This window comes from Pantoea sp. GM_Pan_3, assembly GCF_026541045.1.
Classification (GTDB): Bacteria; Pseudomonadota; Gammaproteobacteria; order Enterobacterales; family Enterobacteriaceae; genus Pantoea; species Pantoea anthophila.
In genome coordinates this window covers 297415-321778 of sequence record NZ_JALNVA010000002.1, presented here as the reverse complement: position 1 = coordinate 321778, position 24364 = coordinate 297415, and the positions used below count along the sequence as shown (strand labels likewise).

21 protein-coding genes are annotated in these 24364 nt (G+C 57.3%); 7 read left to right on the top strand and 14 right to left on the bottom strand.

The window, feature by feature from the left end:
• The first annotated feature begins 209 nt into the window (after window positions 1-209).
• Window positions 210-713 carry a hypothetical protein gene (locus OXR04_RS09295; RefSeq protein ID WP_267369739.1) on the top strand — a complete coding sequence of 168 codons (504 nt, stop codon included), beginning with the start codon at window positions 210-212 and terminating at the stop codon, window positions 711-713.
• A 268-nt stretch (window positions 714-981) separates the two neighbouring features.
• Here OXR04_RS09295 and OXR04_RS09290 read toward each other — a convergent pair whose 3' ends face one another.
• From OXR04_RS09290 to pepA, 3 genes are all read right to left on the bottom strand, one after another.
• Window positions 982-3837, bottom strand: coding sequence for a valine--tRNA ligase (locus OXR04_RS09290; RefSeq protein ID WP_046101111.1), 2856 nt, complete (start codon window positions 3835-3837; stop codon window positions 982-984).
• A 5-nt stretch (window positions 3838-3842) separates the two neighbouring features.
• Window positions 3843-4301, bottom strand: a complete 459-nt coding sequence (locus tag OXR04_RS09285; RefSeq protein WP_009092358.1) for a DNA polymerase III subunit chi — start codon at window positions 4299-4301, stop codon at window positions 3843-3845.
• Between the two features lie 65 nt (window positions 4302-4366).
• Window positions 4367-5878 (bottom strand): leucyl aminopeptidase, encoded by a 1512-nt coding sequence (gene pepA, locus OXR04_RS09280; RefSeq protein ID WP_267369740.1) that lies wholly within the window; start codon window positions 5876-5878, stop codon window positions 4367-4369.
• A 268-nt stretch (window positions 5879-6146) separates the two neighbouring features.
• Here pepA and lptF point away from each other — a divergent pair, with 268 nt between their 5' ends.
• Together lptF and lptG are read left to right on the top strand one after the other, a co-directional pair.
• Complete coding sequence (gene lptF / locus OXR04_RS09275) at window positions 6147-7247, top strand: LPS export ABC transporter permease LptF (protein WP_058957610.1); 1101 nt, start codon at window positions 6147-6149, stop codon at window positions 7245-7247.
• Window positions 7247-8323 (top strand): LPS export ABC transporter permease LptG, encoded by a 1077-nt coding sequence (gene lptG, locus OXR04_RS09270; RefSeq protein WP_009092354.1) that lies wholly within the window; start codon window positions 7247-7249, stop codon window positions 8321-8323. Before lptF ends, lptG begins: the two co-directional genes overlap by 1 nt.
• Window positions 8324-8414: 91 nt before the next feature.
• Here the strand turns inward: lptG and OXR04_RS09265 are convergent, their stop codons facing one another.
• The 6 genes from OXR04_RS09265 to OXR04_RS09240 all read right to left on the bottom strand — a co-directional run bounded on the left by OXR04_RS09265 (window position 8415) and on the right by OXR04_RS09240 (window position 14546).
• Window positions 8415-9527, bottom strand: a complete 1113-nt coding sequence (locus tag OXR04_RS09265) for a M20 family metallopeptidase (RefSeq protein ID WP_267369847.1) — start codon at window positions 9525-9527, stop codon at window positions 8415-8417.
• On the bottom strand, window positions 9527-10282 hold the full coding sequence (locus OXR04_RS09260) for a glutamine amidotransferase (protein WP_267369741.1): 756 nt from the start codon (window positions 10280-10282) through the stop codon (window positions 9527-9529). Before OXR04_RS09260 ends, OXR04_RS09265 begins: the two co-directional genes overlap by 1 nt.
• A gap of 12 nt (window positions 10283-10294) precedes the next feature.
• Window positions 10295-11374 (bottom strand): phosphotriesterase-related protein, encoded by a 1080-nt coding sequence (locus OXR04_RS09255; protein WP_267369742.1) that lies wholly within the window; start codon window positions 11372-11374, stop codon window positions 10295-10297.
• A 3-nt stretch (window positions 11375-11377) separates the two neighbouring features.
• Complete coding sequence (locus OXR04_RS09250; protein WP_162484734.1) at window positions 11378-12379, bottom strand: ABC transporter permease; 1002 nt, start codon at window positions 12377-12379, stop codon at window positions 11378-11380.
• 22 nt (window positions 12380-12401) lie between these two features.
• Entirely contained in the window at window positions 12402-13148 is a 747-nt protein-coding gene (locus tag OXR04_RS09245) for an ATP-binding cassette domain-containing protein (RefSeq protein ID WP_167428931.1), read from the bottom strand.
• Between the two features lie 375 nt (window positions 13149-13523).
• A complete protein-coding gene (locus OXR04_RS09240; RefSeq protein WP_267369743.1) occupies window positions 13524-14546 on the bottom strand; it encodes a LacI family DNA-binding transcriptional regulator in 1023 nt (340 codons plus the stop codon).
• Between the two features lie 323 nt (window positions 14547-14869).
• Here OXR04_RS09240 and OXR04_RS09235 point away from each other — a divergent pair, with 323 nt between their 5' ends.
• A complete protein-coding gene (locus OXR04_RS09235) occupies window positions 14870-15820 on the top strand; it encodes a substrate-binding domain-containing protein (RefSeq protein ID WP_150028702.1) in 951 nt (316 codons plus the stop codon).
• On the opposite strand, the gene OXR04_RS09230 is transcribed toward OXR04_RS09235, so the two are convergent.
• Entirely contained in the window at window positions 15813-16694 is an 882-nt protein-coding gene (locus OXR04_RS09230; RefSeq protein WP_267369744.1) for a ribokinase, read from the bottom strand. The genes OXR04_RS09235 and OXR04_RS09230 overlap by 8 nt on opposite strands.
• Window positions 16695-16723: 29 nt before the next feature.
• On the opposite strand from OXR04_RS09230, the gene OXR04_RS09225 reads away from it, so the two are divergent.
• Window positions 16724-17569 (top strand): BtpA/SgcQ family protein, encoded by an 846-nt coding sequence (locus OXR04_RS09225; RefSeq protein WP_058957603.1) that lies wholly within the window; start codon window positions 16724-16726, stop codon window positions 17567-17569.
• A 65-nt stretch (window positions 17570-17634) separates the two neighbouring features.
• On the opposite strand, the gene OXR04_RS09220 is transcribed toward OXR04_RS09225, so the two are convergent.
• Window positions 17635-18924, bottom strand: a complete 1290-nt coding sequence (locus tag OXR04_RS09220; RefSeq protein WP_267369745.1) for a DUF445 domain-containing protein — start codon at window positions 18922-18924, stop codon at window positions 17635-17637.
• A 249-nt stretch (window positions 18925-19173) separates the two neighbouring features.
• On the opposite strand from OXR04_RS09220, the gene OXR04_RS09215 reads away from it, so the two are divergent.
• The gene (locus OXR04_RS09215) at window positions 19174-19668 is read left to right on the top strand and encodes a hypothetical protein (RefSeq protein WP_267369746.1); all 495 of its coding nucleotides are present in this window, start codon (window positions 19174-19176) and stop codon (window positions 19666-19668) included.
• Window positions 19669-19700: 32 nt separating this feature from the next.
• Here OXR04_RS09215 and OXR04_RS09210 read toward each other — a convergent pair whose 3' ends face one another.
• The 3 genes from OXR04_RS09210 to OXR04_RS09200 form a co-directional block, all read right to left on the bottom strand.
• Window positions 19701-21203 (bottom strand): helicase HerA-like C-terminal domain-containing protein, encoded by a 1503-nt coding sequence (locus OXR04_RS09210; RefSeq protein ID WP_058957600.1) that lies wholly within the window; start codon window positions 21201-21203, stop codon window positions 19701-19703.
• A gap of 160 nt (window positions 21204-21363) precedes the next feature.
• A complete protein-coding gene (locus OXR04_RS09205; protein ID WP_267369747.1) occupies window positions 21364-22935 on the bottom strand; it encodes an ABC transporter substrate-binding protein in 1572 nt (523 codons plus the stop codon).
• A gap of 203 nt (window positions 22936-23138) precedes the next feature.
• On the bottom strand, window positions 23139-23426 hold the full coding sequence (locus tag OXR04_RS09200) for a hypothetical protein (protein WP_267369748.1): 288 nt from the start codon (window positions 23424-23426) through the stop codon (window positions 23139-23141).
• 198 nt (window positions 23427-23624) lie between these two features.
• Here OXR04_RS09200 and OXR04_RS09195 point away from each other — a divergent pair, with 198 nt between their 5' ends.
• On the top strand, window positions 23625-24353 hold the full coding sequence (locus OXR04_RS09195) for a gluconate 2-dehydrogenase subunit 3 family protein (protein WP_267369749.1): 729 nt from the start codon (window positions 23625-23627) through the stop codon (window positions 24351-24353).
• Window positions 24354-24364 lie beyond the last annotated feature (11 nt).

The following is a 24364-nucleotide window of genomic DNA, read 5'->3' as shown; positions in this document are numbered from 1 at the left end:
CTACGATGCAGGAATTCTTTTTACTTTTAATGATTACCCGCCTTATGAATAAAAGTGCTTTCTTCTCGCATTTCTGAAAATAAGGCTGTCTTTGTATTGAGAACTGTCTTTATTCGTTGATGCAAATCAACGCTATCTGGCTTTGCTTCGGTAAGTTGAACGCTTCAAAAAGCGATAAAATAATATTCTGAAAAAAAGGAAGCTATGAAATGAAATGGCCATTTGTTGTGGCAATTGCTTTATTCTCTTTGATGTGTTCATCAGCGGAGATTAAATCCTCAGAGGAAGTTTTAGCAGACAAAGTCCTGACGGCATCGCGCAGTAACGACAGCACTCAACTTTCTGAAAAAGATTATGAACAGATAACGGCCTATCTTTCAGAAGGACGCGCTTACTGGATAAGACTCTACCCGGTTCTTACTCGTTCGCCTTTCTTAGGGCAAACCTCTTTTCAGGAAGGTTTAAACATCGCTATGGCCTATGCCCTGCCTGCAAACCCTGCAAAGGTATTGATGTTTCTCAATGAAGAAAATATTAATGCCATTTGTGGTGTGCCGTTTATTGAGCCAGCGCCGGATGAGGTATCGCTTTATGTTGCGAAAAGCACGGCTGCGCTCAGTAAATCCAACTCCGGGGGGTACTGGAAAGAGAGATGTGTGACGGTTTTAAATGCGGCTGTCACGCATCTGAATAATACGATGCAGCCTGAATAAAATCGATGCCTGTAGGTTATTGACAGATTGAACCCGATCTTTTTCTTTCTTATTTAACTAACACGTAACGCCTTTTGCCGAAATCAAAACTCTGAATTTACTGACCTGAATATTGCTGCCATGACGTTAATTCGCAAACAGGCAGTGCAGATGGCGCAGGGAAACTGGCGTTATTTTTAGCCTGAATCGGGATAACCCTATTTCTTGCTTATTCACCTATAAAAAACCCCGCGCTCTTGCGCGGGGTTTTTTCAGAGCAAACTGTTAATCAGAGTGCCGCAATGACCGCCTGCTGTTCAATCAGTTTTGCTTTTGATTGTTGCAGGTCTGCCACGCGCTCGCGCTCTTTCGCCACTACGGCTTCCGGCGCGCGTGAAACAAAGCCTTCGTTCGCCAGCTTGGTCTCGATCTTCTCGATTTCCACATCCAGCTTAACCAGCTCTTTTGCCAGACGCTCCAGCTCAGCGGTTTTGTCGACCAGATCCGCCATCGGGATCAGCAGCTCTGCGCCTTCCACAATTTTAGTGACCGAAACCGGACCTTTCTCGCCTGCCGGCAGAATGGTCAGGCTTTCCAGACGCGCCAGGCGTGACAGGAAGTTACGGTTCTCTTCAACGCGGCGCTGGGCAGCCGGTGAACAGTCACGCAGCAGCACATCCAGCGGCTTGCTCGGCGCAATGTTCATCTCCGCACGGATATTACGCACGGCAACGATCGCCTGCTTCATCCACTCGATATCGGCTTTCGCTTCCGCATCTTCCTTCGCGGCATCAAACTGCGGGAACGGCTGCAGCATGATGGTGTCATCGCTGATGTTTTTCAGGCCTTTCACGCGCTGCCAGATGGTTTCCGTGATAAACGGAATGATTGGGTGCGCCAGGCGCAGCAGCGCTTCCAGTACGTGAACCAGCGTGTGGCGGGTGCCACGCAGCTCCGCTTCACTGCCACTGTTCATGACCGGCTTGGTCAGCTCCAGATACCAGTCACAGAACTGGTTCCAGGTGAAGTCATACAGGATGTTCGCCGCGATATCGAAGCGATAGGTATCCAGCGCTTCACGGTAGGCTTTCACCGTGTGGTTGAACTCGGTCAGGATCCAGCGATCCGCCAGCGACAGCGTCATCTCGCCGCCATTCTGTCCGCAATCCTGCTCTTCGGTGTTCATCAGCACAAAGCGGCTGGCGTTCCACAGCTTGTTACAGAAGTTGCGATACCCTTCCAGGCGCTTCATGTCCCAGTTGATGTCGCGACCGGTTGAGGCCAGTGCCGCCAGCGTAAAGCGCAGCGCATCGGTGCCTGATGGCTCGATGCCGTTCGGGAACTGCTTCTCGGTACGTTTGCGGATCTTCTCGGCCAGCTGCGGCTGCATCATGTTGCCGGTACGTTTTTCCAGCAGCGCTTCCAGCGAGATGCCATCAACCATATCCAGCGGGTCAATCACGTTGCCCTTGGATTTTGACATCTTCTGACCCTCTTCATCACGGATCAGACCGGTCATGTAGACGGTTTTAAACGGCACCTGTGGTTTGCCATTTTCATCTTTGATGAAGTGCATGGTCAGCATGATCATGCGGGCAATCCAGAAGAAGATAATGTCGAAGCCGCTGACCAGCACGCTGGTCGGATGGAAGGTGCGCAGCGCTTCGGTGTTCTCCGGCCAGCCCAGGGTAGAGAAGGTCCACAGGCCTGAGGAGAACCAGGTGTCCAGCACGTCATCATCCTGACGCAGCGCCACATCGGCGGCCAGGTTGTTTTCCGCGCGCACTTCGTCTTCGGTGCGGCCGACGTAGACGTTGCCGTCGTTGTCATACCACGCCGGAATGCGGTGACCCCACCACAGCTGACGGGAAATACACCAGTCCTGAATATCGCGCATCCAGGAGAAGTACATGTTTTCGTACTGCTTCGGCACGAACTGGATATCACCGTTCTCAACGGCTTCAACCGCCACTTTCGCCAGCGGGGCGGTACGCACATACCACTGGTCGGTCAGCATCGGTTCAATCACCACGCCGCCACGGTCACCGTAAGGAACGGTCAGGTCGTGGGGTTTGATCTCATCCAGCAGACCCAGTTCATCCACCGCGGCAACAATCGCTTTACGCGCGGCAAAGCGTTCCATGCCCTGGAAGGCGGCCGGGATGTCGTCGGAGCAGACATCGCTGGCTTCGCCGTTGGTGTCATACACCTGAGCGCGGTCGCGGATATCGCCGTCAAAGGTCAGGATGTTGATCATCGGTAAGCGATGACGACGGCCGACTTCGTAGTCGTTGAAGTCATGAGCCGGAGTGATTTTGACGCAGCCGGTGCCTTTTTCCATGTCCGCGTGTTCGTCGCCGACGATCGGGATCAGGCGGCCAACCAGCGGCAGCATCACGAATTTGCCGATCAGATCTTTATAGCGCGGATCTTCCGGGTTCACGGCCACGCCGGTGTCGCCCAGCAGGGTTTCCGGACGGGTGGTGGCGACGACCAGATAATCTTTACCGTCGGCGGTTTTAGCGCCATCCGCCAGCGGATAGCGGATATGCCACATTGAGCCTTTGCTCTCGCGGTTTTCCACTTCCAGATCGGAGATCGCGGTGCGCAGTTTCGGGTCCCAGTTCACCAGGCGTTTGCCACGGTAGATCAGGTTCTCTTTGTAGAGGCGAACAAACACCTCTTTAACGGCGTTGGAGAGGCCCTCGTCCATCGTGAAGCGCTCGCGCTCCCAGTCAACAGAGTTACCGAGACGACGCATCTGGCGGGTAATGGTGCCGCCGGATTCCGCTTTCCACTCCCAGATTTTTTCGATGAACGCATCGCGGCCATAATCCTGGCGCGTTTTGCCCTCTTCAGCCGCAATCTTGCGCTCAACCACCATCTGCGTGGCGATGCCCGCGTGGTCCGTGCCCGCCTGCCACAGGGTGTTTTTGCCCTGCATGCGCTGGTAACGGATCATGGTGTCCATGATGGTTTGCTGGAAGGCGTGACCCATGTGCAAGCTACCGGTGACGTTCGGCGGCGGGATCATGATGCAAAAGCTTTCCTGGCTGGTGTCGCCATTCGGTTTGAAGTAGCCCTGCTTTTCCCAGTGCTCGTAAAGCGGCTGCTCGATATCTTGCGGGTTATATGTCTTTTCCATTTCTGCTATGTCGTTTGCGGCTGTGGTGGCGCTGCCGTATTCAATTGGAAACCCACGCTGCGATACGCTTTGTAGCGGTCGCGCGCGAGTTGTTTGAGAGCGTCTTCGTAAGGAACGAAGTCTATCACTTCATGGAAAGCAGTAGCAAAATCTGCGAAGTGGGGCAGCAGGCTAATCAGCAGGTCGCGCGGTGAACTGCCGCGACGCTGTGGCCAGGCCAGCTCAACCGGCGCACCGTAGCGCGGGCCTTCACCCGCCAGGTTGTGCGGCACGAAGGCATTGGCCGGTCGTTGCCACAGCGCTTCGTCGAGACGAATGGCTTGCTGTTCATCTTCGCAGGCAATCAGCACCCGCTTTCCGGCCCGCCAGCGTGTTTCCGCCAGATTGCACACCAGCGCTTCAACAGCGCTCAGGCCATCCTGAGTGGCATCGGTTTCCAGCACGTAGAAGGTTGCGTTTTTCATCGGTTTGCTCATCAGAAGATCAAGGGCGGAATCAGATCCGCCCTTGCTGTCAGAAAAGAGGGCGCTTAATCGTCGCCGTTCAATCCTGCCCGATTCAACAGAAACTGTGACAGCATCGGCACCGGACGACCGGTGGCGCCTTTGGCCTTGCCGGAGCGCCAGGCGGTTCCGGCGATATCCAGGTGCGCCCAGTTATATTTGCGGGCGAAACGCGCCAGGAAGCAGGCGGCGGTGATCGCGCCGCCCGGACGGCCTCCAATGTTGCCCATATCGGCAAAGTTGGACTCCATCTGCTCCTGGAACTCATCCGCCATCGGCAGACGCCAGGCGCGATCGCCGGACTGCTCGGACGCGCTGATCAGCTCATGCGCCAGCGGATTGTGGTTCGACAGCAGGCCGCTGATGTGATGGCCCAGCGCAATTACGCAGGCACCGGTCAGCGTCGCGACGTCGATCACCACTTCCGGGTCGAAACGCTCGACGTAAGTCAGTGCATCACAGAGTACCAGACGGCCTTCGGCGTCAGTGTTCAGCACTTCGACCGTCTGGCCTGACATGGTGGTCAGCACGTCACCCGGACGCATCGAACGGCCATCCGGCATGTTTTCACAGCCCGCCAGCACGCCGACCACGTTCAGCGGCAGGTTCAGCTCGGCCACCATACGCATGACGCCATAGACCGCGGCGGCGCCGCACATGTCATACTTCATCTCATCCATGCTGTCGGCAGGCTTGATGGAGATGCCGCCGGAGTCAAAGGTCAGCCCTTTACCCACCAGCACAATCGGGCGCGCTTCAGCATCCGGATTGCCTTTGTATTCAATGACCGACATCAGCGACTCATTCTGCGAGCCGGCGCCGACGGCGAGATAGGCGTTCATGCCCAGCTCTTTCATCTGCTGTTCGCCGATCACGCGGGTAGTCACATTTTTGCTGAAGGCATCGGCCAGCTGGCGCGCCTGTGACGCCAGATAGGCGGCGTTACAGATGTTAGGCGGCATATTGCCAAGATCTTTCGCCGCTTTCATACCGGCGGCAACCGCCAGCCCGTGCTGGATCGCCCGCTCGCCGCTGGTCAGCTCGCGACGGGTCGGCACGTTGAACACCAGCTTGCGCAGCGGGCGACGTGGCTCGGCTTTGTTGCTCTTCAGCTGATCAAAGTTGTAGAGCGCCTCTTTTGAGGTTTCCACCGCCTGACGCACTTTCCAGTAGGTATTGCGTCCTTTGACATGCAGCTCGGTCAGGAAGCAGACCGCCTCCATGGAGCCGGTGTCGTTCAGCGTATTAATGGTTTTCTGAATGACCTGCTTGTACTGGCGTTCGTCCAGTTCACGCTCTTTCCCGCAGCCAATCAGCAGAATACGCTCAGACAGGATATTTGGCACATGATGCAGCAGCAGTGTCTGGCCCACTTTCCCTTCCAGCTCGCCGCGGCGCAGCAGGGCACTGATGTAACCGTCACTGATTTTATCCAGCTGTTCGGCAATCGGTGACAGACGACGCGGTTCGAAAACGCCAACGACAATGCAGGCACTGCGTTGTTTTTCCGGGCTTCCGCTTTTTACACTGAACTCCATGCACTCTCCTGAATCTTAAAGACAACGGCCGCTGCTGCCGCTAGAATGTAGCGCGCTCATGACCCATTTATTCATTGTCGCAGCATGACATTCTGCCGCTGGAGGTCATAATGAATCAGGGTGACAAGATGTTGTTTTTTCACCACCCGGACGCGTTTTTCATACAATTTTAGCTACGACGACGGCCATTGATGAAGAAAAATGGCTGATAAGCGTTGAAACTAGCGATTTTCCTGCAAAAAGACAAGTTTTCACAGGCGTACTAAGCGTGATCATCATTAGATATCTGGTTCGGGAAACGCTCAAAAGCCAGCTGGCTATCCTGTTTATCCTGCTACTCATCTTCTTTTGCCAGAAGTTAGTCAGGATCCTGGGAGCCGCGGTGGATGGCGAAGTGCCGACAAACCTGGTTCTGACACTGTTAGGACTCGGCGTGCCTGAAATGGCACAACTTATACTGCCCTTAAGTCTGTTTCTGGCGATCCTGATGACGCTGGGACGGCTTTACACGGAAAGTGAAATTACCGTGATGCACGCCTGCGGCCTGAGTAAGGCCGTGCTGGTTAAAGCGGCGATGGTATTGATGCTCTTTACCTCGCTGGTGGCGGCGGTAAACGTTATCTGGCTCGGCCCCTGGTCATCCCGCTATCAGGATGAGGTAACGCAGAATGCCAAAGCGAACCCGGGAGCCGCGGCGATGGCCGCTGGCCAGTTCCAGACCTCCAGCGACGGCAGCGCGGTGCTGTTTGTCGAGGATGTGAAGGGCAACCAGTTCGGTAACGTTTTCCTGGCGCAGCTGCGGCCTAAAGGCAATGCGCGTCCGTCAGTCGTGCTGGCCGACAGCGGCCACATGGAGCAGCGTAAAGATGGTTCGCAGGTGGTAACGCTGGATAAGGGCACCCGTTTTGAGGGCACGGCCCTGCTGCGTGACTTCCGCATTACCGACTTCACCAACTATCAGGCGATTGTGGGCTATAAGGCGGCGACGCTCGATCCGAATGATGCAGAGCAGTCGAGCTTTACCGGCCTGTTCAGCAACAACACGCCTGAGTTTAAGGCTGAGCTGCACTGGCGTCTGACGCTGGTGTTCGCGGTGCTGGTAATGGCGCTGATGGTGGTGCCGCTCAGCGTGGTGAACCCCCGTCAGGGACGCGTGCTGTCGATGCTGCCCGCGATGCTGCTCTATCTGATCTTCTTCCTGCTGCAGAGTTCGCTGAAGTCGAGCGGGGCAAAAGGCCGCCTCGATCCGGGTGTGTGGATGTGGGTGGTGAATATCAGCTATCTGCTGCTGGCGATAGTGCTTAACCTGTGGGATACGGTGCCGATGCGTCGGGTTCGCGCCCGCTTTACACGCGGAGGGTCAGTCTGATGTTTCGCGTTCTTGACCGCTATATCGGTAAAACGATTTTCAATACGATAATGCTGACGCTGTTCATGCTGGTGTCGCTTTCCGGCATCATCAAGTTCGTCGATCAGCTGCGTAAGACCGGCCAGGGGAGCTACAGCGCGCTGAGCGCCGGCTATTACACCCTGCTGAGCGTACCCAAAGATATTGAGATTTTCTTCCCGATGGCGGCCCTGCTGGGTGCTCTGCTGGGACTGGGTGCGCTGGCGCAGCGCAGTGAGCTGGTGGTGATGCAGGCGGCGGGCTTTACCCGCATGCAGGTGGCGCTGTCGGTGATGAAAACGGCGATTCCGCTGGTGCTGCTGACCATGGCGATCGGGGAATTTGTGGCGCCGTCAGGCGAGCAGATGGCGCGTAACTACCGGGCGCAGCAGCTTTACGGCGGCGCACTGGTGTCGACGCAGAATGGTCTGTGGGCGAAGGATGGCAACAACTTCATCTTTATTGAGCGCATTAAAGGCGACAATGAGATTGACGGCGTCAGCATCTATAACTTTACCGATCAGCGCCGTTTACAGAGCGTGCGTTATGCGGCGACGGCGACCTGGGATAAAGACAAAAAGCGCTGGATACTGTCGCAGGTCGATGAGTCGAACCTGACCGATCCGAAGCAGATTACCGGCTCGCAGAGTCTGAGCGGCGAGTGGAAAACCAATCTGACGCCCGACAAGCTGGGCGTGGTGGCGCTCGACCCGGATGCGTTATCGATTCGCGGTCTCTATAACTACAGTAAGTATCTGAAGCAGAGCGGCCAGGAGTCAGGACGATACCGGCTGAATATGTGGAGCAAGATTTTCCAGCCGCTGTCGGTGGCGGTGATGATGCTGATGGCGCTGTCGTTTATTTTCGGTCCGCTGCGCAGCGTGTCGATGGGGGTACGGGTCGTGACCGGTATCAGCTTCGGCTTCCTGTTCTACGTGCTGGATCAGATTTTCGGCCCGCTGAGTCTGGTTTACGGACTGCCGCCGGTGCTGGGGGCGATCCTGCCAAGCTTCGCGTTCTTTGCGATCAGTATGTTTATGCTGATTAAGCGGCGCTAAGCACCGTGAATGAAAAAAGGCCGCGCAAGCGGCCTTTTTTATGGCGGTCTCCGTGCGCCCCTTTGTTCGTCCAGCCGTCTGAGGCACCCCTCTATGACCTCATCCAGTCGTTAATCAACGCACCATACAACAGCTCCGCTTCCGCTAACCGGCTCAGCAGGCAATATTCATCGGTCTGGTGTGCCATGGATGGCTCGCCGGGACCAAGGATAATGCAGGGCGGCGTACCCAGTGCGGGCAACAACAGTGACGCATCAGTAAAGTAGGGCACAATGCGCGGCGTCAGCGGAGCGTCATGTAACGCCTGACAATGCTGATAAACAGAATGAATCCAGGCCTGATTCTCTTCGCTCAGTACGGCCGGCAGATCCACCAGCGTCGTCACCGTTACGCTCTCTCCCAGTAAGGTTGTCAGTTGCTGTCGAATGGTGGCGTGCTGCAGATTGGGTGCGCTGCGGATATCCACATCAAATTGGGTGCGATCGGGCACAGAGTTAATGTTCAGGCCGCCTGAAATGCGTCCGACGTTAACGGTCGGCTGCTTCATCAGCGGATGTGGCGCGCCAGGCGAGAAGTGCTGGATCCTGCCCAGAGCCTCCGCCGCCAGATAAATGGCATTAATGCCCAGTTCCGGCATCGCGCCATGGGCCGTTTTCCCGCGCGTTTCACAGCGTAGCCAGAGTGCGCCTTTGTGGCCGATAACCGGATAGTTGGCGGTGGGCTCGCCGACAATCAATGCGCCGACATCGGGCAGGTCAGCGTCAGCAATCAGCGCCCGCGCGCCGTCACAGCCCGTCTCCTCCCCGCCGGTGATCATCAGCACGACGCCGGAACCCTGCTGAATCGCCTGCTGATGCGTCACGCAGGCCACAGCAAAAGCCGCGACAGCGGCCTTCATGTCACTCGAACCGCGTCCGTAAAGCCGGTCACCCACGATTTCACCAAACGGATCGAACTGCCAGTCAGCATTGCCGAGCGGGACCGTATCCAGATGGCCGGTAAACGCCAGCTGCGGGCCGGGCTGACGGCCAGGGAGGCGGGCAATCAGGTTCAGGCGATTTTCACCGAAGGGGGACAGGGTGACCTCAAAGCCCCGTTCCGCCAGCCACTCTGCCAGAAAGTGCATGCAGGCCGCTTCGTTGCCCGGGGGATTAATGGTGTCAAAGCGCAACAGCTGCTGCGCCAGCGTCTGGCTCTGGCTCATCATCCGCGCACCGTTAACCAGTTCAGGCAGTTGATCCACAGCTGGCGGTAACCCGGCCACTGAGCAAATTCCTGCGGCAGCCAGTGCGCAGACATATCGCTGGTCCAGACCAGCGAGCGACCCTGCTGATACTCGCGCACCGCCAGCAGCGGATGTGACGTGCCGGCGATGGTCGCCAGCAGTTTACCTTCCGGGTGCATCTCCACTTCGTTATAGCCCAGTAGCCATGGCCAGTCGTCTGGCATACCGGCGAACAGCGCGTGAGATTCGGTCACGCAGGGATAAACGCCCTCGGGCGTTTCGATGCGGTCATCCCAGGCCAGGCAGCGCACCGGCAGGACTTTCTCGACCGCCGTGTTGCGATAGCGCGCGCCGCCATTGATACCCTGAAAACTGAAGTAGCCGCCAATCATCATCAGCGCGCCGCCCGCCGCCACATAGTCGTGGATCAGCGTCAGGCGATTTGCCGTGCGCTGGCTCTTCAGCCAGGTATCCGGGTGCAGCAGCAACGTATTGGCGCCGATGTCGGACAGAATGATCGCATCCCACTGCTGAAGCCCGTCCGGGGTTAAAGGAAAGTCGGTGGCGGCAGCATGGGCGGGCATGTAGGTGATGGCATAATCGCTGTCGGCCAGCGCCGCCATAAAGTCGGTCGCGCCATTATGCCAGGTGGCGGTGGCAAACTGATCGAAGCCTTTGACGTGAACAGACGTGCTGGTCCAGGACTCGCCGACCAGTAAAATTTTCTTCTGCATTCAGGTTCTCCCTTACCCACCAAAAACGCGCTGTGGGTTAGCAATCAGTAAGGTTTCAAGTTGTTCGCCGCTGACGCCGTGGCGTTTCAGGCGCGGGACAAAATGTTTAAGGATGTAGCCATAGCCGTGACCGCCGTAGCGGGTCAGCATGGTTTTCAGGAACACGTCCTGCGACAGCAAAATCTGTTCGATAAAGCCGTCATCGATCAGCTCGCGAATGGCGCGGGCATTCTCCTCATCGGACGGTGACTGCGCGGTCTCATCGGCGTAGTAATAGCTCATGCCGATCATGTCATATTCCAGAAAGGCGCCGCGCTGTGCCAGATCGCGCTGGTAGCGCTTATCGGCAAAGCTGGGGTTCATGTGGCACAGCACCACATGACGCAGGTCAGCGCCTTCTTCTTCCAGGATATCCAGCACCCGATGGCCTAAGCGCTCCCAGCCGGGCAGATGCACCTCAACCGGCACGCGTGTCGCGGCACTGGCGCGGCCCGCCGCCCGCAGGGATTTCTCCTCGTCAGGGGTAAAGCGGCTGGACACACCGATTTCGCCGATCAGGCCAGCCAGCACCTCGGGTTTCTCCTCTCTGCCGCCCAGGTCGTAAATCAGCCTGTCAGCGAGCGCGTCAATGCTGATCGATTTGACCCAGTCGGGATGTGAGGGCTCCAGATACAGCCCGGTGCTCATGATGATGTTCAGCCCGGTCAGGCGCGCGATGCGCTGCAGCGCTTTCGGGTCACGGCCAATGCCGATATTGGTGGGATCCACCACCGTCTCGCCGCCCAGTGCCCGGAACTTCATCAGCTCTTCAATCGCCAGATCCACATCAAACAGCTGACAGTTATCGCGGCTGATCAGCGGATTAAGCGACAGCTCGCCCAGGTTTTCGATGCTGACCGGCATTTCCGCCAGATGACGCTCGCCACAGCAGCAGGGCGGAACCCACTTGCCGGAGGCATCCAGCAGAATGTGCTCGTGCATCAGCGTCACGCCCATCTCACTCACCGGCAGCGGGCCAAGGACGGTCATCACATAGCCGCTGTTGATGCCCAGCGGCAGCGGATCGGGATGACGAAAAATAGAGTGTTTCATCAGCTATCCTTTCGCCGCCGATCGCGTCGGGTTGAGAATGCGGGTGTTGAGCCAGATGGCCAGCAGAATAATCGTACCGGTGGCGATCTGCGTGTAAAACGGGGAGATATGCGACAGAATCAGGCCGTTCTGGATGATGGCAATCGACAGCGCGCCGAGCAGCGTGCCGATAACGGTTCCGAAGCCGCCAAACAGGCTGGTACTGCCCAGCACCACCGCCGCGATCACCTGCAACTCGAAGCCTTCGCCCTGGTTGGAGGAGCCGCTGCCCAGACGCGCGGTGATGATCATGCCCGCCAGCGCCGCCGCCATACCGCTGAGGATGTAGACCTTCATGGTTACGGCTTTGGTGTTAATACCGCTCCGGCGCGCGCCTTCCGCATTCGCGCCAATCGCCGTGACATAGCGCCCAAAACGCATATGATTCAGTGCGATATGGCCAACGATCAGCGCCACGATGCCTATCAGCGCGGGCATCGGCACGCCCAGTACCCAGGCGCGGCCCATTAAAGCGAACGGGCTGTCGGCAGGGATGGGAATGGAGTAGCCCTGGGTAATCAGCAGCGCCACGCCGCGCACCACCGCCAGCGTTGCCAGCGTGACGATAAAGGCCGGAATGCCTTCGTAAGCGATAAAGAAGCCGTTAATGGCCCCCACCAGCGCGCCCAGCAGCAAGCCGCCCAGCAACACCACCGGCCAGGGCAGGCCCCAGTTATTCAGCGCGATAGCGGAGAGGGCGCCGACCAGCGCCAGCGTCGATCCTACGGAAAGATCGATCCCGCCCGTGGTGATCACCAGGGTCATCGCCGTGGCGACAATCAGCAGCGGCGCGCTCTGGCGAATGATATTCAGCCAGTTAGCACTGCTGAGGAAGTTGCCGGTGATCAGGGAAAAGACCACGCAGCAGAACACGAAAAACAGCGCGATGCTCACCACGCCAGAGTGGTTGTGCAGCAGACGACGCGGCAGCGAGTGCTGTGTCATACGGGAACTGCTCAGATTCATAATAGTCATCCTGTTACCTCGCTCAGTGCGCGGCGGCCGAGCGGGCGACAAACTTCTCACCCACGATCAAATTGACGATCTCGGTCAGATCCGTTTCGGCCACGCGGCGCTCCGCCACATTGGTGCCCTCGTACATCACCATGATGCGATCGCACACCAGGAAGAGATCCTGTAAGCGATGGGTGATCAGGATGACGCTCACGCCCCGCGCCGACACCCGGCGGATCAGCTCCAGCACCGCCTCCACTTCGGCGACCGCCAGCGCGGCGGTGGGTTCATCCATAATCAGTACCTTGGGATCGAAGGCGGCAGCGCGTGCAATGGCAATCGCCTGGCGCTGTCCGCCGGATAAGTTGCGCACCAGCAGTCGGGTATCCGGGATAGAAATCCCCAGACCTTTCAGCATTTCCCGCGCGTCAGTGTGCATTTTTTCTTCGTCCAGAAACGGGATGCCGAAAATGGACTTCATCGGTTCACGTCCCATAAACAGGTTGCCTGCCACATCGACGGTGTCGCACAGCGACAGGTCCTGATACACCATCTCGATATGGCAGCGGCGCGAATCCGCCGGGTTAGAGAAATGCTGCTCTTCACCATCAATACGAATCGTGCCGCTGGTCGGGACGACCGCACCTGACAGCACCTTGGTCAGCGTGGATTTTCCCGCACCGTTGTCGCCTACCAGACCCAGCACTTCACCCGGAGCCAGTTGCAGGTTGACGCCCTGCAGAGACCGGATCGCGCCATAGGTCTTGGTAATATTCACCATCTCTACCCGTGCCAGGGCAGTGTGTGCCTGCTGCATATGATTACTCCCATCACCACTAACGGGACCGTTACTCTGCATGTAAAAAGGGGTTATCCGGCACGGTTTACGCCCTTGTAAACCGGTTTACCTGCGGGATAAACCCTTTGCCACAACACACAGAACAACACGCTACACGATATTTGTTTGCCGGGTGAGACAGTGCAGCTTCCGTGCCAGTCTGTGACCCGGCGTGGCACTTAGGGTCTAACTCACTGTAATACAGCACATTTGCCGTTTGACTTCAGGTAAACCGGTTTACTGAACAGAAACCGGAAAAATTAAGGCGCTCACTTTTTGCGCCACTATTGTGCGCTTTTGCGCCATTCTGGGTCGTGGTTAACGGATCCGTATCGAGTCGCGCGCCACCCATTCAACCTGCAGACGGGTTTCGGCGGGGACGGGGAGGTCATCATTCAGGATACGCAACATGATCTCTACGGCCGTGCGGCCCAGTTCACGTGCGGGCTGGCGGATGGTGGATATACGGGGCTGGGTGAAGTCAGCATAGGTGGCATCATCAAAGCCCACCAGCGACAGCGCGTCGGGCGCACTGAGCCCACGCGCGCGCAGGCCATCCATCAATCCCAGTACCAGAAAATCGCTGGCGGCAAAGACGGCGGTGGGGCGCTCTGCGCGGCTGAACAGCTGTTCCAGCGCCTGTTTACCGAACTCACGCTGGTATTCGCCGTACATCACCCATTCGGGCGGGACACGCAGGCCAGCCTGCTCCATTGCGGTGCAGAACCCCTGGTAGCGTTCGCGTACACTCATCAGTTCCGCCGGGCCGCCGACAAAGGCGATATCCAGATGACCCGCAGCAATCAGATTTTCGGTAGCCATCCGTCCACCCTGAACGTTGTCGGCAAACACTTTGGGCACGACGCTGCCAGGGATGTCCTCATCCAGCAGCACGATGCGCTGGTGGCGGTTAATCTCTTTGCGTAACAGACCGTTATCAGGATGGTTGGTGGTAAACAGCAGGCCATCCACCTGGCAGGTATCCAGCCAGCGGATAAACTGACTCTCTTTGTCCGGATGGTTGCGGGTAATACAGAGTACCAGGCTGTAGCCATGGGCAGAGGCGGCTTCTTCGGCGGCATCTGCCAGTTCGGCAAAGAAGGGATTGGTAATATCGGGCAGCACCAGCCCCAGGGTTTCGCTGCCGCCCTTGCTCAGGCGACGCGCCAGGCTGTTACCGCGATAATCCAGCTGACGAATCGCCGCTTCAATGCGATCAATCGTCTCCTGCGGCAGCATAATGCTTTGATTCATATAGCGGGATACGGTCGCTTTAGAGAGCCCGGCCAGCGCTGCCACATCCGATAACAGCACCCGTTTTTTACTCATATCACCTGCCATCTTGCCCGGAATCGGCTATCAGTAACACAGTTGCGCGCAGCAGAGACAGTTTTTCCATGCCCGCTGACGATAAAATAATCGCTTGACAAAATTTAGCCAGAAGCGAATGTTAAAGGCAGTTTACCGCACGACCCGGGAGTCACTCCCAAACCCGATTAATTCCTTTCACACGTGCACCATAATGGACGGTGTGCAGAAAGTCGATTATTCAGGTTCTGGCTGAAGCAGCCATTCAGACGATATTTGCCCGCCAACACTATTCCCTCTGCATTTTAATGCGGAGATCAACTGGTTATCGCTCATTCCCGACGAGGAATTTTAAGATGATGGCATTTAACACCAGAAAACTGCGTGCTGTTGCGCTGGCAACCGGCTTACTGTCTGCGGGTTCATTATTTTCACTGGCGAAAGCCGCGCCCACTTATGCGCTGGTTCAGATCAATCAGCAGGCCCTGTTTTTTAATCAGATGAATAATGGCGCCCAGGAAGCAGCGAAAGCCAGCGGTAAAAATTTAGTGATCTTTAACGCTAACGATAATCCAGTGTCTCAAAACGACGCCATTGAAACCTATATTCAGCAGGGTGTGAAGGGCATTATGGTGGACGCGATTGACGTCAACGGCATTATGCCAGCGATTAAAGAAGCGGCCGCCGCCAGAATACCGGTTATTGCCATTGATGCGGTATTACCGGCGGGCCCACAGGCGGCACAGGTGGGCGTGGATAACCTGGAAGGCGGCAAAATTATTGGTCACTATTTTGTCGACTACGTGGCGAAAAATATGGGCGGCAAAGCGCGACTGGGCATTGTGGGCGCGCTGAATTCGGCCGTGCAGAACCAGCGTCAGAAGGGGTTTGAAGAAACCATCAAAAGCAATCCGGGCATCACCGTCGCGGATGTGGTTGATGGCCAGAACGTGCAGGATACGGCGATGACGGCGGCAGAAAACCTGATCACCGGTAACCCGGATTTAACCGCTATCTACGCGACCGGCGAGCCGGCACTGCTGGGCGCGATTGCGGCGGTGGAAAACCAGGGCCGCCAGAAAGAGATCAAAGTCTTTGGCTGGGATCTGACGTCCAAAGCCATCAGCGGGATTGATGGCGGTTATGTCACGGCTGTCCTGCAACAGGACCCGAAAAAGATGGGTGAAGAGGCGGTAAAAGCCCTGAACGCGATTACCGCAGGCAAAACCGTGTCGAAAACCATTCTGGTCCCGGCCACGGTGGTGACCAAAGCCAACGTGGACAGTTATCGCGCAATGTTTAAATAACCGCTGGCTCGCCGCCTGACTGGAGCAGCGCGGCGAGTTCCTCTGCGGTGGGGAAGGCCTGACGTGTCCCATGACGGCTGACAGTCAGCGCCGCAGCCTGACTGGCATGCGTCAGTGCTAATGCATCGATTTCCCCCCCACGCAGGATCGCGGAAGCCAGCATCACGGCAAGAAAGGTATCGCCTGCGCCGGTGGTATCTGTGGCATTAACGGGTTGCGCCGGACAAAACGTTCGCTGGTCGCCCTGCGTCAGCCAGGCGCCCGCACTGCCCAGTGTGGTCACTAACGTTTTCACTGCGCGGGGCTGCAGCTGCTGCGCTTCGTGCTGATTGACCACGGCGATATCGACCAGCGACCAGCAGGAGGCAAAAGCGGCGTGCACGGGTGAGGGGTTAAATACGGTTATCAGGCCGCAGGATTTGGCCAGACTGAACAGCGCATGGGTTTTTTCGGGCGAGAAATTGCCCTGCTGCACCAGCAGATCGCCCGGACGCGCGCTGGCCAGATGGTGGCCAAGCGTATTGATATCCAGCGCATCTGCCGCCGATGTACTGGTAATAATGGCGTTATCGCCATCGGCGCTGTGCAGAATAAGCGAGGTGTCGCTCAACGCGGTCATGGGCTGCGTGGGCAGTAACGTCACGGGCTCGTTCATGAGCTGCTGACGGATCCATTTTCCTTTGCTGTCGTGACCGGTCGCGGCAATTAAACAGGTTTCAATGCCGCAACGGGATAACACTATCGCCTGATTCGCGCCTTTTCCGCCGATATCCTGCGATCGCTGATAACCGTGAACAGAGGCGCCCTTAGCCGGAATATCGGTAACAGACCAGGTTTCATCGACAGTAATATTTCCAGCCACATAAACACGCATAGTGTTTTCCCGAACAGGATAAAGAAGCGATGGTTGCTATATCAGCAGGAAAAATTGATGCAATACAAGCGATATTTTCACGCCCTAAAGCGGTTATTGGCGTTATTCACTGTGACCCCTTCCCGGGCTCACCAAAATATCGGGGCAAACCTGTCAGCGCGATAATTGATCGCGCATTACGCGATGCGGAAAATTATATTGCTGGCGGGGTTCACGGCCTGATTGTGGAAAATCATGGCGATATTCCTTTTTCAAAACCTGAGGATATTGGCCCGGAAACGCCGGCGCTGATGGCGGTGATTACGGAAAAAGTGCGGGAGCGTTTCGGCGTGCCGCTGGGCATTAACGTGCTGGCGAATGCCGCGCTGCCTGCCTTTGCCACCGCGCTGGCGGGCGGGGCGGATTTTATCCGCGTCAATCAGTGGGCGAATGCTTATATCGCCAACGAAGGCTTTATTGAAGGGGCTGCCGCGAAAGCGCTGCGCTACCGTAGCCAGCTGCGGGCCGAACATATCCGGGTATTCGCCGACAGCCATGTTAAACACGGCAGCCACGCGATAGTGGCCGATCGCTCCATTCGGGAACTGACCCGCGATGTCGACTTCTTCGAAGCGGATGCGGTTATCGCCACCGGACAACGCACCGGCGACAGCGCCACGCTGGAGGAAATCGACGAGATCCGCGCCGCCACCACCTTACCGCTGCTGGTGGGGTCGGGCGTGACGCCCGCCAACGTCTGCCAGATTCTGGCGCGCACGCAGGCCGTGATTGTGGCCAGTGCGCTCAAAGTCGATGGTGTCTGGTGGAACGATGTGGATCGGGAGAGGGTAAAAGCGTTTATGGCGGTCGCGCAGCCTGCGCTGGAACAGCCATAACCGCTCTTTATTGCCTGACGCAGAGAACAAAACACCCCGCAGGGAGGCGAGGTTTTTTGGTTACGTCAGCCCAGCCAGCCTTTCACTACCGGCAGTACGGCGGGAAGCTGCGACAGCAGGTAGAGGATCAGCCCGATGGTGCCGCCCACCAGCGTCCCGTTGATGCGGATAAACTGCAGATCCTTACCGATGTTCAGCTCTATCTGCTGCGACATATCCCGCGCATCCCAGCTTTTCACCGTGTCGCTGATATGGCGCGTCAGGAAGCGGGCAAACTCCGGCGCGACGCTGCGGGCGGCCTGCTCCAGGTGCTGATTCATTGAGTCGCGCAGCGCCGGGTCGGTGGCCAGGGTTTCGCCCAGCCAGCGTGCCGCATCGCCTATTTTCTCCTGCACGCGTGAATCTTCGCTGCTGAAATCTGCCTTGAGCCAGCTGCGCATATCATTCCAGAGCTCGCCGATATAGCGGTTAAAGGAGGCATCCTCTTTCAGCCAGCCTTTGATCTCGTCGGCACGGGCCGTCATTTCCGGGTCGCTCTGCAGCTTCACGATGAGCTTCTCAACCGCCCGGTTAAAGCCCAGCCGCAGTTCATGGCCCTGATCCAGCGCCACATCATCCAGCAGGGAATCCACCGCGTTCGCCACCAGTTCTGCGCTGTGCTCGCCCAGCCACTCGGTCGGCAGCATTTTCGCCTTGATGGGATGCTCGCGCTTCAGCCAGCGCACCAGCTGGTTAGCGATAAATTCCCGGGTGGTGGGTTTGTGCAGCAGCTTCAGCAGCTGGTCGATTGCCGCGTCCAGCAGCGCCTGGTGACGATTGTTCTTCGTCAGGCTCTCCAGCACCAGGGCACTGGTCTGGCTGAGATCGACCTTATCGATAGCGCGATGCACCGCACGACGCATAAAGGTCTGGATGCGGGTGTCATCGGTCAGATCCAGGAAGCCGCGCATCACCTGCAGCAGATGGCGGCCCACGCGGTCGGCGTTACCTGGCGCATTGAGCCACTGCGCCAGCAGGGTGGAGGGATCGTAGCGGCGGATCAGATTCAGCAGCGAATCGGTATCCAGAAACTTCTCCTGCACAAAGCGCCCCAGATTCTCACCGATGCGATCTTTGTTGCGCGGGATAATGGCCGTATGACGGGCAATAAACGGCACCGGCACGCGGCGAAACAGCGCCACCACCGCAAACCAGTCGGCCAGTGCGCCGACCATCGCGGCTTCCGCTATGGCTTTGATGCCGCTGACGTAAAAGTTGGGCGGCAGAAACAGTGTGACGACAAAGGTGAGGGCGGCCAGCAGCAGCAGCGAAAGCGCCAGGCGTTTGGTCCGTTTGAGTTCGCGTTGTTTATCCATAATCCTGATCTTAGCAGTTTGCCTGCTTAACAGGTCAACGTTCTCCTCTCCCGGTCGAAAAACACAGTTAAGTCTGGCACGGATTTATGCGGTCTTAACCGGACGGATGAGGCGCTGACCAGACTGTTCCTAAAAACTAATCACCTTAAAAATTACCACTCTGATAAACAGTTACGGCGGTGTACATTCCGGAGGCAGTCTCCTTACGTTGACGCACCCTATCCATGGAACCAGACCAGGAGAATTCACGTGAAAGCAATCGCAACGGCAGCCGCCAGTCTGTTGATGTTAATGAGTGGTATCGGCGCGCATGCCGAAGGGCTGACCACCTCTGCTGATGGAAAAAATCTGACCGTCAGCTTCGGCAAGCCCACCATTAAGCAGGTCCTGCATTACCGTAAAATGTACGACAAAAAACCCTTTCCCGATGCCGAAATTTATTACTACGACAATGGCACCTATAAAATCATCTCGCAGGGTGAAAACCATTACGGCGTCTACGTGATGCAGGGCAAATTCGATGATGAGACCTTCACGGTGCGCTTTATCTCGCTGCCCTCCAGCGACTGGGGTAACAAGACTGCCTTCCATCAGCTGACCTTTGTGCGCGGCGATAAGCAGAATGTGTTTATCCAGAACGCGATTGTCGATATCGGTGAAGCGATTGCCCAGCAGAACGGCACCTACACGCAGGAAAAGAACACGGTCACCAACCCGGTCTCCACCCACTGGAAACATCAGTAGCGTTAAGGTGGCAGCCCGGCTGCCACTCACCTTTAGCGGCGACGACCGCCAAACAGGCTGCCCAGCACGCCGCGAATGATCTGGTGAGTAATCTGACGCCCGGCGCTCTTCGCCATGGTCTGCACCACACCATCCCGCTTGCCGCCGCGCGGACCGGTGCTGCCAAACAGGATCTCTTTTAATCCCCCCAGAATCCCGTCATCGACCGCCACCGTGTTGCCTTTGGCTTCAGGCGCATTGGCCTTGTCACTGGCGGCCTGCACGCCCTGTTGCAGCCGTTCATAAGCCGATTCCCGATCGATTTCCGTGTCATATTTGCCATACAGCGGCGAATGGTTGATCAGACCGTTGCGCTCATCGCCTGTCACCGGCCCCATGCGCGAACCAGGCGCAATCACCATGGCGCGCTCGACGACCGACGGACTGCCTTTGGCATCCAGGAAGGAGATGAGTGCTTCGCCAGTGCCGAGCGCCTGAATGGCCTCTGCGCTGTCAAAAGCCGGATTGGCGCGCAGGGTCTCTGCAGCGGTTTTTACCGCCTTCTGATCTTTGGGGGTGAAAGCGCGCAGGGCGTGCTGTACGCGGTTGCCGAGCTGGCCCAGCACCCGATCCGGGATATCCGCCGGGTTCTGGGTAACAAACCAGACGCCGACCCCTTTGGAGCGGATCAGGCGCATCACCTGTTCGATCTTCTCCAGCAGCACCGGCGGCGCGTCGGTAAATAGCAGGTGCGCCTCATCAAAGAAGAAGACCAGCTTAGGCTTATCCAGATCGCCCGCTTCCGGCAGACGCTCATACAGCTCTGACAGCAGCCACAGCAGGCTGGTGGCATAGAGTTTCGGCATCTGGTAGAGCTTTTCAGCGGAGAGGATGTTGATGACGCCTTTACCGTTGCTGTCGACGCGCATCCAGTCGGCGATATCCAGCATCGGTTCGCCAAAGAAGTGCTCTGCACCCTGTTGCTCCAGCGTCAGCAGACCGCGCTGAATCGCGCCGATCGAGGCGCTGTTGATATTGCCATACTGGGTCTGAAAGCTCTTCGCGTTGTCACCGATGTACTGGGTCATGGCGCGCAGATCTTTGAAGTCCAGCAGCAGCAGCCCCTGATCATCGGCGATGCGGAAGATAATCTGCAGAACGCCGCTCTGCACCTCATTAAGGTTCAGCAGGCGCGCCAGCAGCAGCGGGCCGAGATCGGAGACGGTTGCCCGCACCGGATGGCCTTTCTCGCCGAAGATATCCCACAGCACCACCGGATTGCTCTGCGGCTGCCAGTCGGTGACGCCGATCTTCGCCAGTCTCTCCTGAAGCTTTTCGCCGGACTGACCGGCCATCGCCACGCCGGTTAAATCGCCTTTCACGTCGGCCATAAAGACCGGCACGCCGCTGGCGGAGAAGGATTCGGCCAGCTTCTGCAGCGTGACGGTTTTACCGGTGCCGGTTGCGCCGGTGATTAAGCCGTGGCGGTTCGCCATTTGCGGTAACAGATGGAGTTCGACGTCAGGCGTCCGGGCAATCAGTAGCGGAGATGTCATGATTTTCCTCTCTCGGGCAACGGGTTATGCCTGAAGGATAGCAAGCGAAGGGCAGGGAAGAGGAGAACAATTCGTCAAAAGCGGGGCCGTTGCGCTGTCATGCAACGGCCTCGCTTTTACTGGCGTCATGTCAGGCAGGCTGCCATCCCTGCCGGGTTTTTTACTTCTGCACCTCTTCAAAATTGAGCAGGCTGACGCCGATACCCTGCTGCAGGCTCTTCAGGTTGCTGCGCACGGCGACCTGAGTTGCGCCCTGGAGCAGCAGAACAAACGGCGAATCCTGCTGGACGCGGCTCTGCAGGGCCGTGTAAAGGCCGCGACGTTTTGCGGCGTCACTCTCCCCGGCGGCGGCGCGGGTCTGCGCGCTGAGTTCAGGGATCGTCCAGCCGACGCGCCAGGCCAGGGTTTTGCCGCCGCCGGGCACGTTATAAGCAAAGGCGCTGGCGTTGGTGTTGGGATCGATATAGTCCGCGCCCCAGTAAGAGAAGATCGCCTGGAAGTCACGGCTGCGCATTTTGCTCCACAGCTCCGATTCCGCCACCGGCTGAAGATCGAGTTGCACATCGGCTTTAGCGAAGCTCGCCTGCAGCGCCTGCGCCACGTCGATGTAAGGCGGCTGATTGACCACCGTCAGCGCGATATGCGTGCCCGGTTTAATGCCGCCTTTCTGCAGAATTTCCTGTGCCTTTTTCAGATCGTAGTGGAACGGCGTGGTATTCAGGGTGCCGTCAAATCCGTCCGGCAGGAAGCTCTGGTGAATACGGTACTGACCTTTCAGCAGCTGGTTCGCCAGGCTCTCATAGTCCACCAGCCAGCGCGCCGCCTGCCACAGCGCCGGATTGCCCAGCGCCGGTTGTTGCGGACTTTGGGTGTTAAAGCCGAGGTAGTAAACCAGGCTCGACGGGAAGGCCTCGACGCGCACCCCCGCCCTGTTCTTCAGCGCGGCGATCTGGTCCGGGCCGAGCTGATAGGCGACATCCACATCTCCCTGCTGGATCAGCAGCCGGCGGCTGCCCGGATCGGCCACCCCTTTCAGCAGAACGCGCTTCAGATGCGGTTTTTGGGTGCTGTAGGGATTGGCCTCCAGAACCAGCGCCTGCAGCGGCACAAACTGCCTGATGGCGTAGGCGGCGCTGCCTGCCGAGTGCACCTTCAGCCAGCCGTTGCCGTAGTCACTGTTACTGGTGTGCTGTTGGACCAGCCTGCTGTCGACAATCGAGGCAACCGGCGCGGTCAGCAGGCGCAGCGCCAGGTCGCGACCAATCCCCGCCGGCCAGCGCAGCTCAAGCTGGTGGTCGCTGATCACCGTGAACTGCTGGTCGATATTCTCTGGCGTCCAGCCAAACTCGCCCAGAATAAAAGAGGGTGCTTTATTCAGCTTCACCGCGCGGGTTAAGGAGAACACCACATCCTGAGCGGTCAGCGGATTACCGCTGGCGAAGCGGGCCTGGGGATTAAGATCAAACACCAGACTGTGCGGCGTTTTGCCCGCCTGCCAGCGGGTCGCGGCCAGCGGCGAAAGCTGCTGCGGATTGTGATGATCCGGCTCCAGCAGAAGCTGGTAAATATTACGCAGGCTGCTGTTACTGATAGCTTCAAAACTTTCCGCCGGGTCAAAACTGATGATGCCATCCAGCGGAACGGCCACCACCAGTGTATCGGCGGGGGTGGCGGCGTGTGCGGAATGAACCAGAGTCAGCGCCGTTAACAGGGACAAAAGCGTTTTTCGCATAGAGGGTTATCCTGAGTCGGTAATGGCTCTACTCTAGCGGGCGCCCGATAATCTCAAAATGCCGGTTTGTTCTGAGCTTTGCACAAATATTCGTGTCAGGTTCAGACGGACAGGAAGGTGAATATAATGGCGGATGGTGATTATTTCTTTAATATTCTTTTCGCTCCGGAAATATTATTCCTGCTCACCGAAGCAAAAGCCCATTATCTGTAACTGACCACCTGAAAAAAGCGGCCTGTTTGAAGCGTGACGTGCAGAAAAGGCAGCAACCAGGGAAGTGTAATTCTTTTATCAATCAATGAACGTGATAATGGCAATATGAAAATATCCCGCCGCATAGCTGCCGGGTAATGGCTAATCAACCGATTTTTATCGTTTTTTCCCGGTATTCCCTCTTCCGGTGATGCTTTTTTCTGCCCGCTGAATGGGTGCCGTCTGATAACCTTTTTCTGCTGTGACAGCGCGTAAATTTTAAATTTACATTCAGACACATTTATATCCCTAAGATTGTCAGGTCTTTAACCGATATATTTTCTTTGTCACCGATAGATAATTCTACCCGCCCTTAACCGTTCTGCCGTCGTCTGTGCCGTGTGCGTGAATACCGGCGGGGAATACCCCTCTGCGCATCGCCTTTCAGCGTCATCAGCGATTAAGAGGGGTATTCAGCAGATGAGAGTCGTGCGGATATGCTTTTAGAAAAACCCACCACCAGGCGTAAATTTTTGCTCGGTTCACTGCTGGCGCTGCCATTAAGTGAGCTGGTGTTAAAGGGCATCACGGCGGCACAGGCGGCAGAGATGGCGGCCCCCGAGTTAGCCGATTACAGGCCGATCTTTTTCAGTGCCGACGAGTGGCAGTTCATCCTGGCGGCCACCGATCGTCTGATCCCGGCAGGCGGCAAAGGCAAAGCGCCGGGCGCGCTGGAAACCAATGTGCCGATCTTTATCGATCAGCAGCTGCACAGCGAAGCCTTCGGCAGTGAGATCTACCTGCAGGGGCCTTTCAATACCCAGGCTCCCGCGACGCTGGGCTATCAGATCCCGTTCCGTCCCCAGCAGATCTACCAGACCGGCATAAAGCTGCTCAATCAGTGGTGCCATGACACCCATCAGAAAGCGTTTGCTGCGCTGACGCTGGAGGAGAAGGATGCGGTGCTGGCGCAGGTGAATAAAAACCAGATCGACTTTGCCGCGCTGGGCGAAGCCGATCTCAGACCGTCACATTTCTTCAGCCAGCTGCTTTCCGATACCAAACATGGCTATCTGGCCGACCCGATGTATGGCGGCAATAAAGGGATGAAAGCCTGGATCGCCATCGGCTTCCCCGGCGCGCGTGCCAGCTTCACCGAGTGGGTCAAACAGCACAACATGCCTTATCCGCTCGGCCCGGTCAGCATCAAAGGTGAACGCGCCTGAGGCGCTTCCAC

Excerpts from the sequence above, each read along its gene's own strand:
- OXR04_RS09295 (WP_267369739.1), top strand. The coding sequence starts at position 210 with ATGAAATGGCCATTTGTTGTGGCAATTGCTTTATTCTCTTTGATGTGT.
- OXR04_RS09290 (WP_046101111.1), bottom strand. The coding sequence starts at position 3,837 with ATGGAAAAGACATATAACCCGCAAGATATCGAGCAGCCGCTTTACGAG.
- OXR04_RS09285 (WP_009092358.1), bottom strand. The coding sequence starts at position 4,301 with ATGAAAAACGCAACCTTCTACGTGCTGGAAACCGATGCCACTCAGGAT.
- pepA (WP_267369740.1), bottom strand. The coding sequence starts at position 5,878 with ATGGAGTTCAGTGTAAAAAGCGGAAGCCCGGAAAAACAACGCAGTGCC.
- lptG (WP_009092354.1), top strand. The coding sequence starts at position 7,247 with ATGTTTCGCGTTCTTGACCGCTATATCGGTAAAACGATTTTCAATACG.
- OXR04_RS09265 (WP_267369847.1), bottom strand. The coding sequence starts at position 9,527 with ATGAGCCAGAGCCAGACGCTGGCGCAGCAGCTGTTGCGCTTTGACACC.
- OXR04_RS09260 (WP_267369741.1), bottom strand. The coding sequence starts at position 10,282 with ATGCAGAAGAAAATTTTACTGGTCGGCGAGTCCTGGACCAGCACGTCT.
- OXR04_RS09255 (WP_267369742.1), bottom strand. The coding sequence starts at position 11,374 with ATGAAACACTCTATTTTTCGTCATCCCGATCCGCTGCCGCTGGGCATC.
- OXR04_RS09250 (WP_162484734.1), bottom strand. The coding sequence starts at position 12,379 with ATGAATCTGAGCAGTTCCCGTATGACACAGCACTCGCTGCCGCGTCGT.
- OXR04_RS09245 (WP_167428931.1), bottom strand. The coding sequence starts at position 13,148 with ATGGTGAATATTACCAAGACCTATGGCGCGATCCGGTCTCTGCAGGGC.
- OXR04_RS09240 (WP_267369743.1), bottom strand. The coding sequence starts at position 14,546 with ATGGCAGGTGATATGAGTAAAAAACGGGTGCTGTTATCGGATGTGGCA.
- OXR04_RS09235 (WP_150028702.1), top strand. The coding sequence starts at position 14,870 with ATGATGGCATTTAACACCAGAAAACTGCGTGCTGTTGCGCTGGCAACC.
- OXR04_RS09230 (WP_267369744.1), bottom strand. The coding sequence starts at position 16,694 with ATGCGTGTTTATGTGGCTGGAAATATTACTGTCGATGAAACCTGGTCT.
- OXR04_RS09225 (WP_058957603.1), top strand. The coding sequence starts at position 16,724 with ATGGTTGCTATATCAGCAGGAAAAATTGATGCAATACAAGCGATATTT.
- OXR04_RS09220 (WP_267369745.1), bottom strand. The coding sequence starts at position 18,924 with ATGGATAAACAACGCGAACTCAAACGGACCAAACGCCTGGCGCTTTCG.
- OXR04_RS09210 (WP_058957600.1), bottom strand. The coding sequence starts at position 21,203 with ATGACATCTCCGCTACTGATTGCCCGGACGCCTGACGTCGAACTCCAT.
- OXR04_RS09205 (WP_267369747.1), bottom strand. The coding sequence starts at position 22,935 with ATGCGAAAAACGCTTTTGTCCCTGTTAACGGCGCTGACTCTGGTTCAT.
- OXR04_RS09195 (WP_267369749.1), top strand. The coding sequence starts at position 23,625 with ATGCTTTTAGAAAAACCCACCACCAGGCGTAAATTTTTGCTCGGTTCA.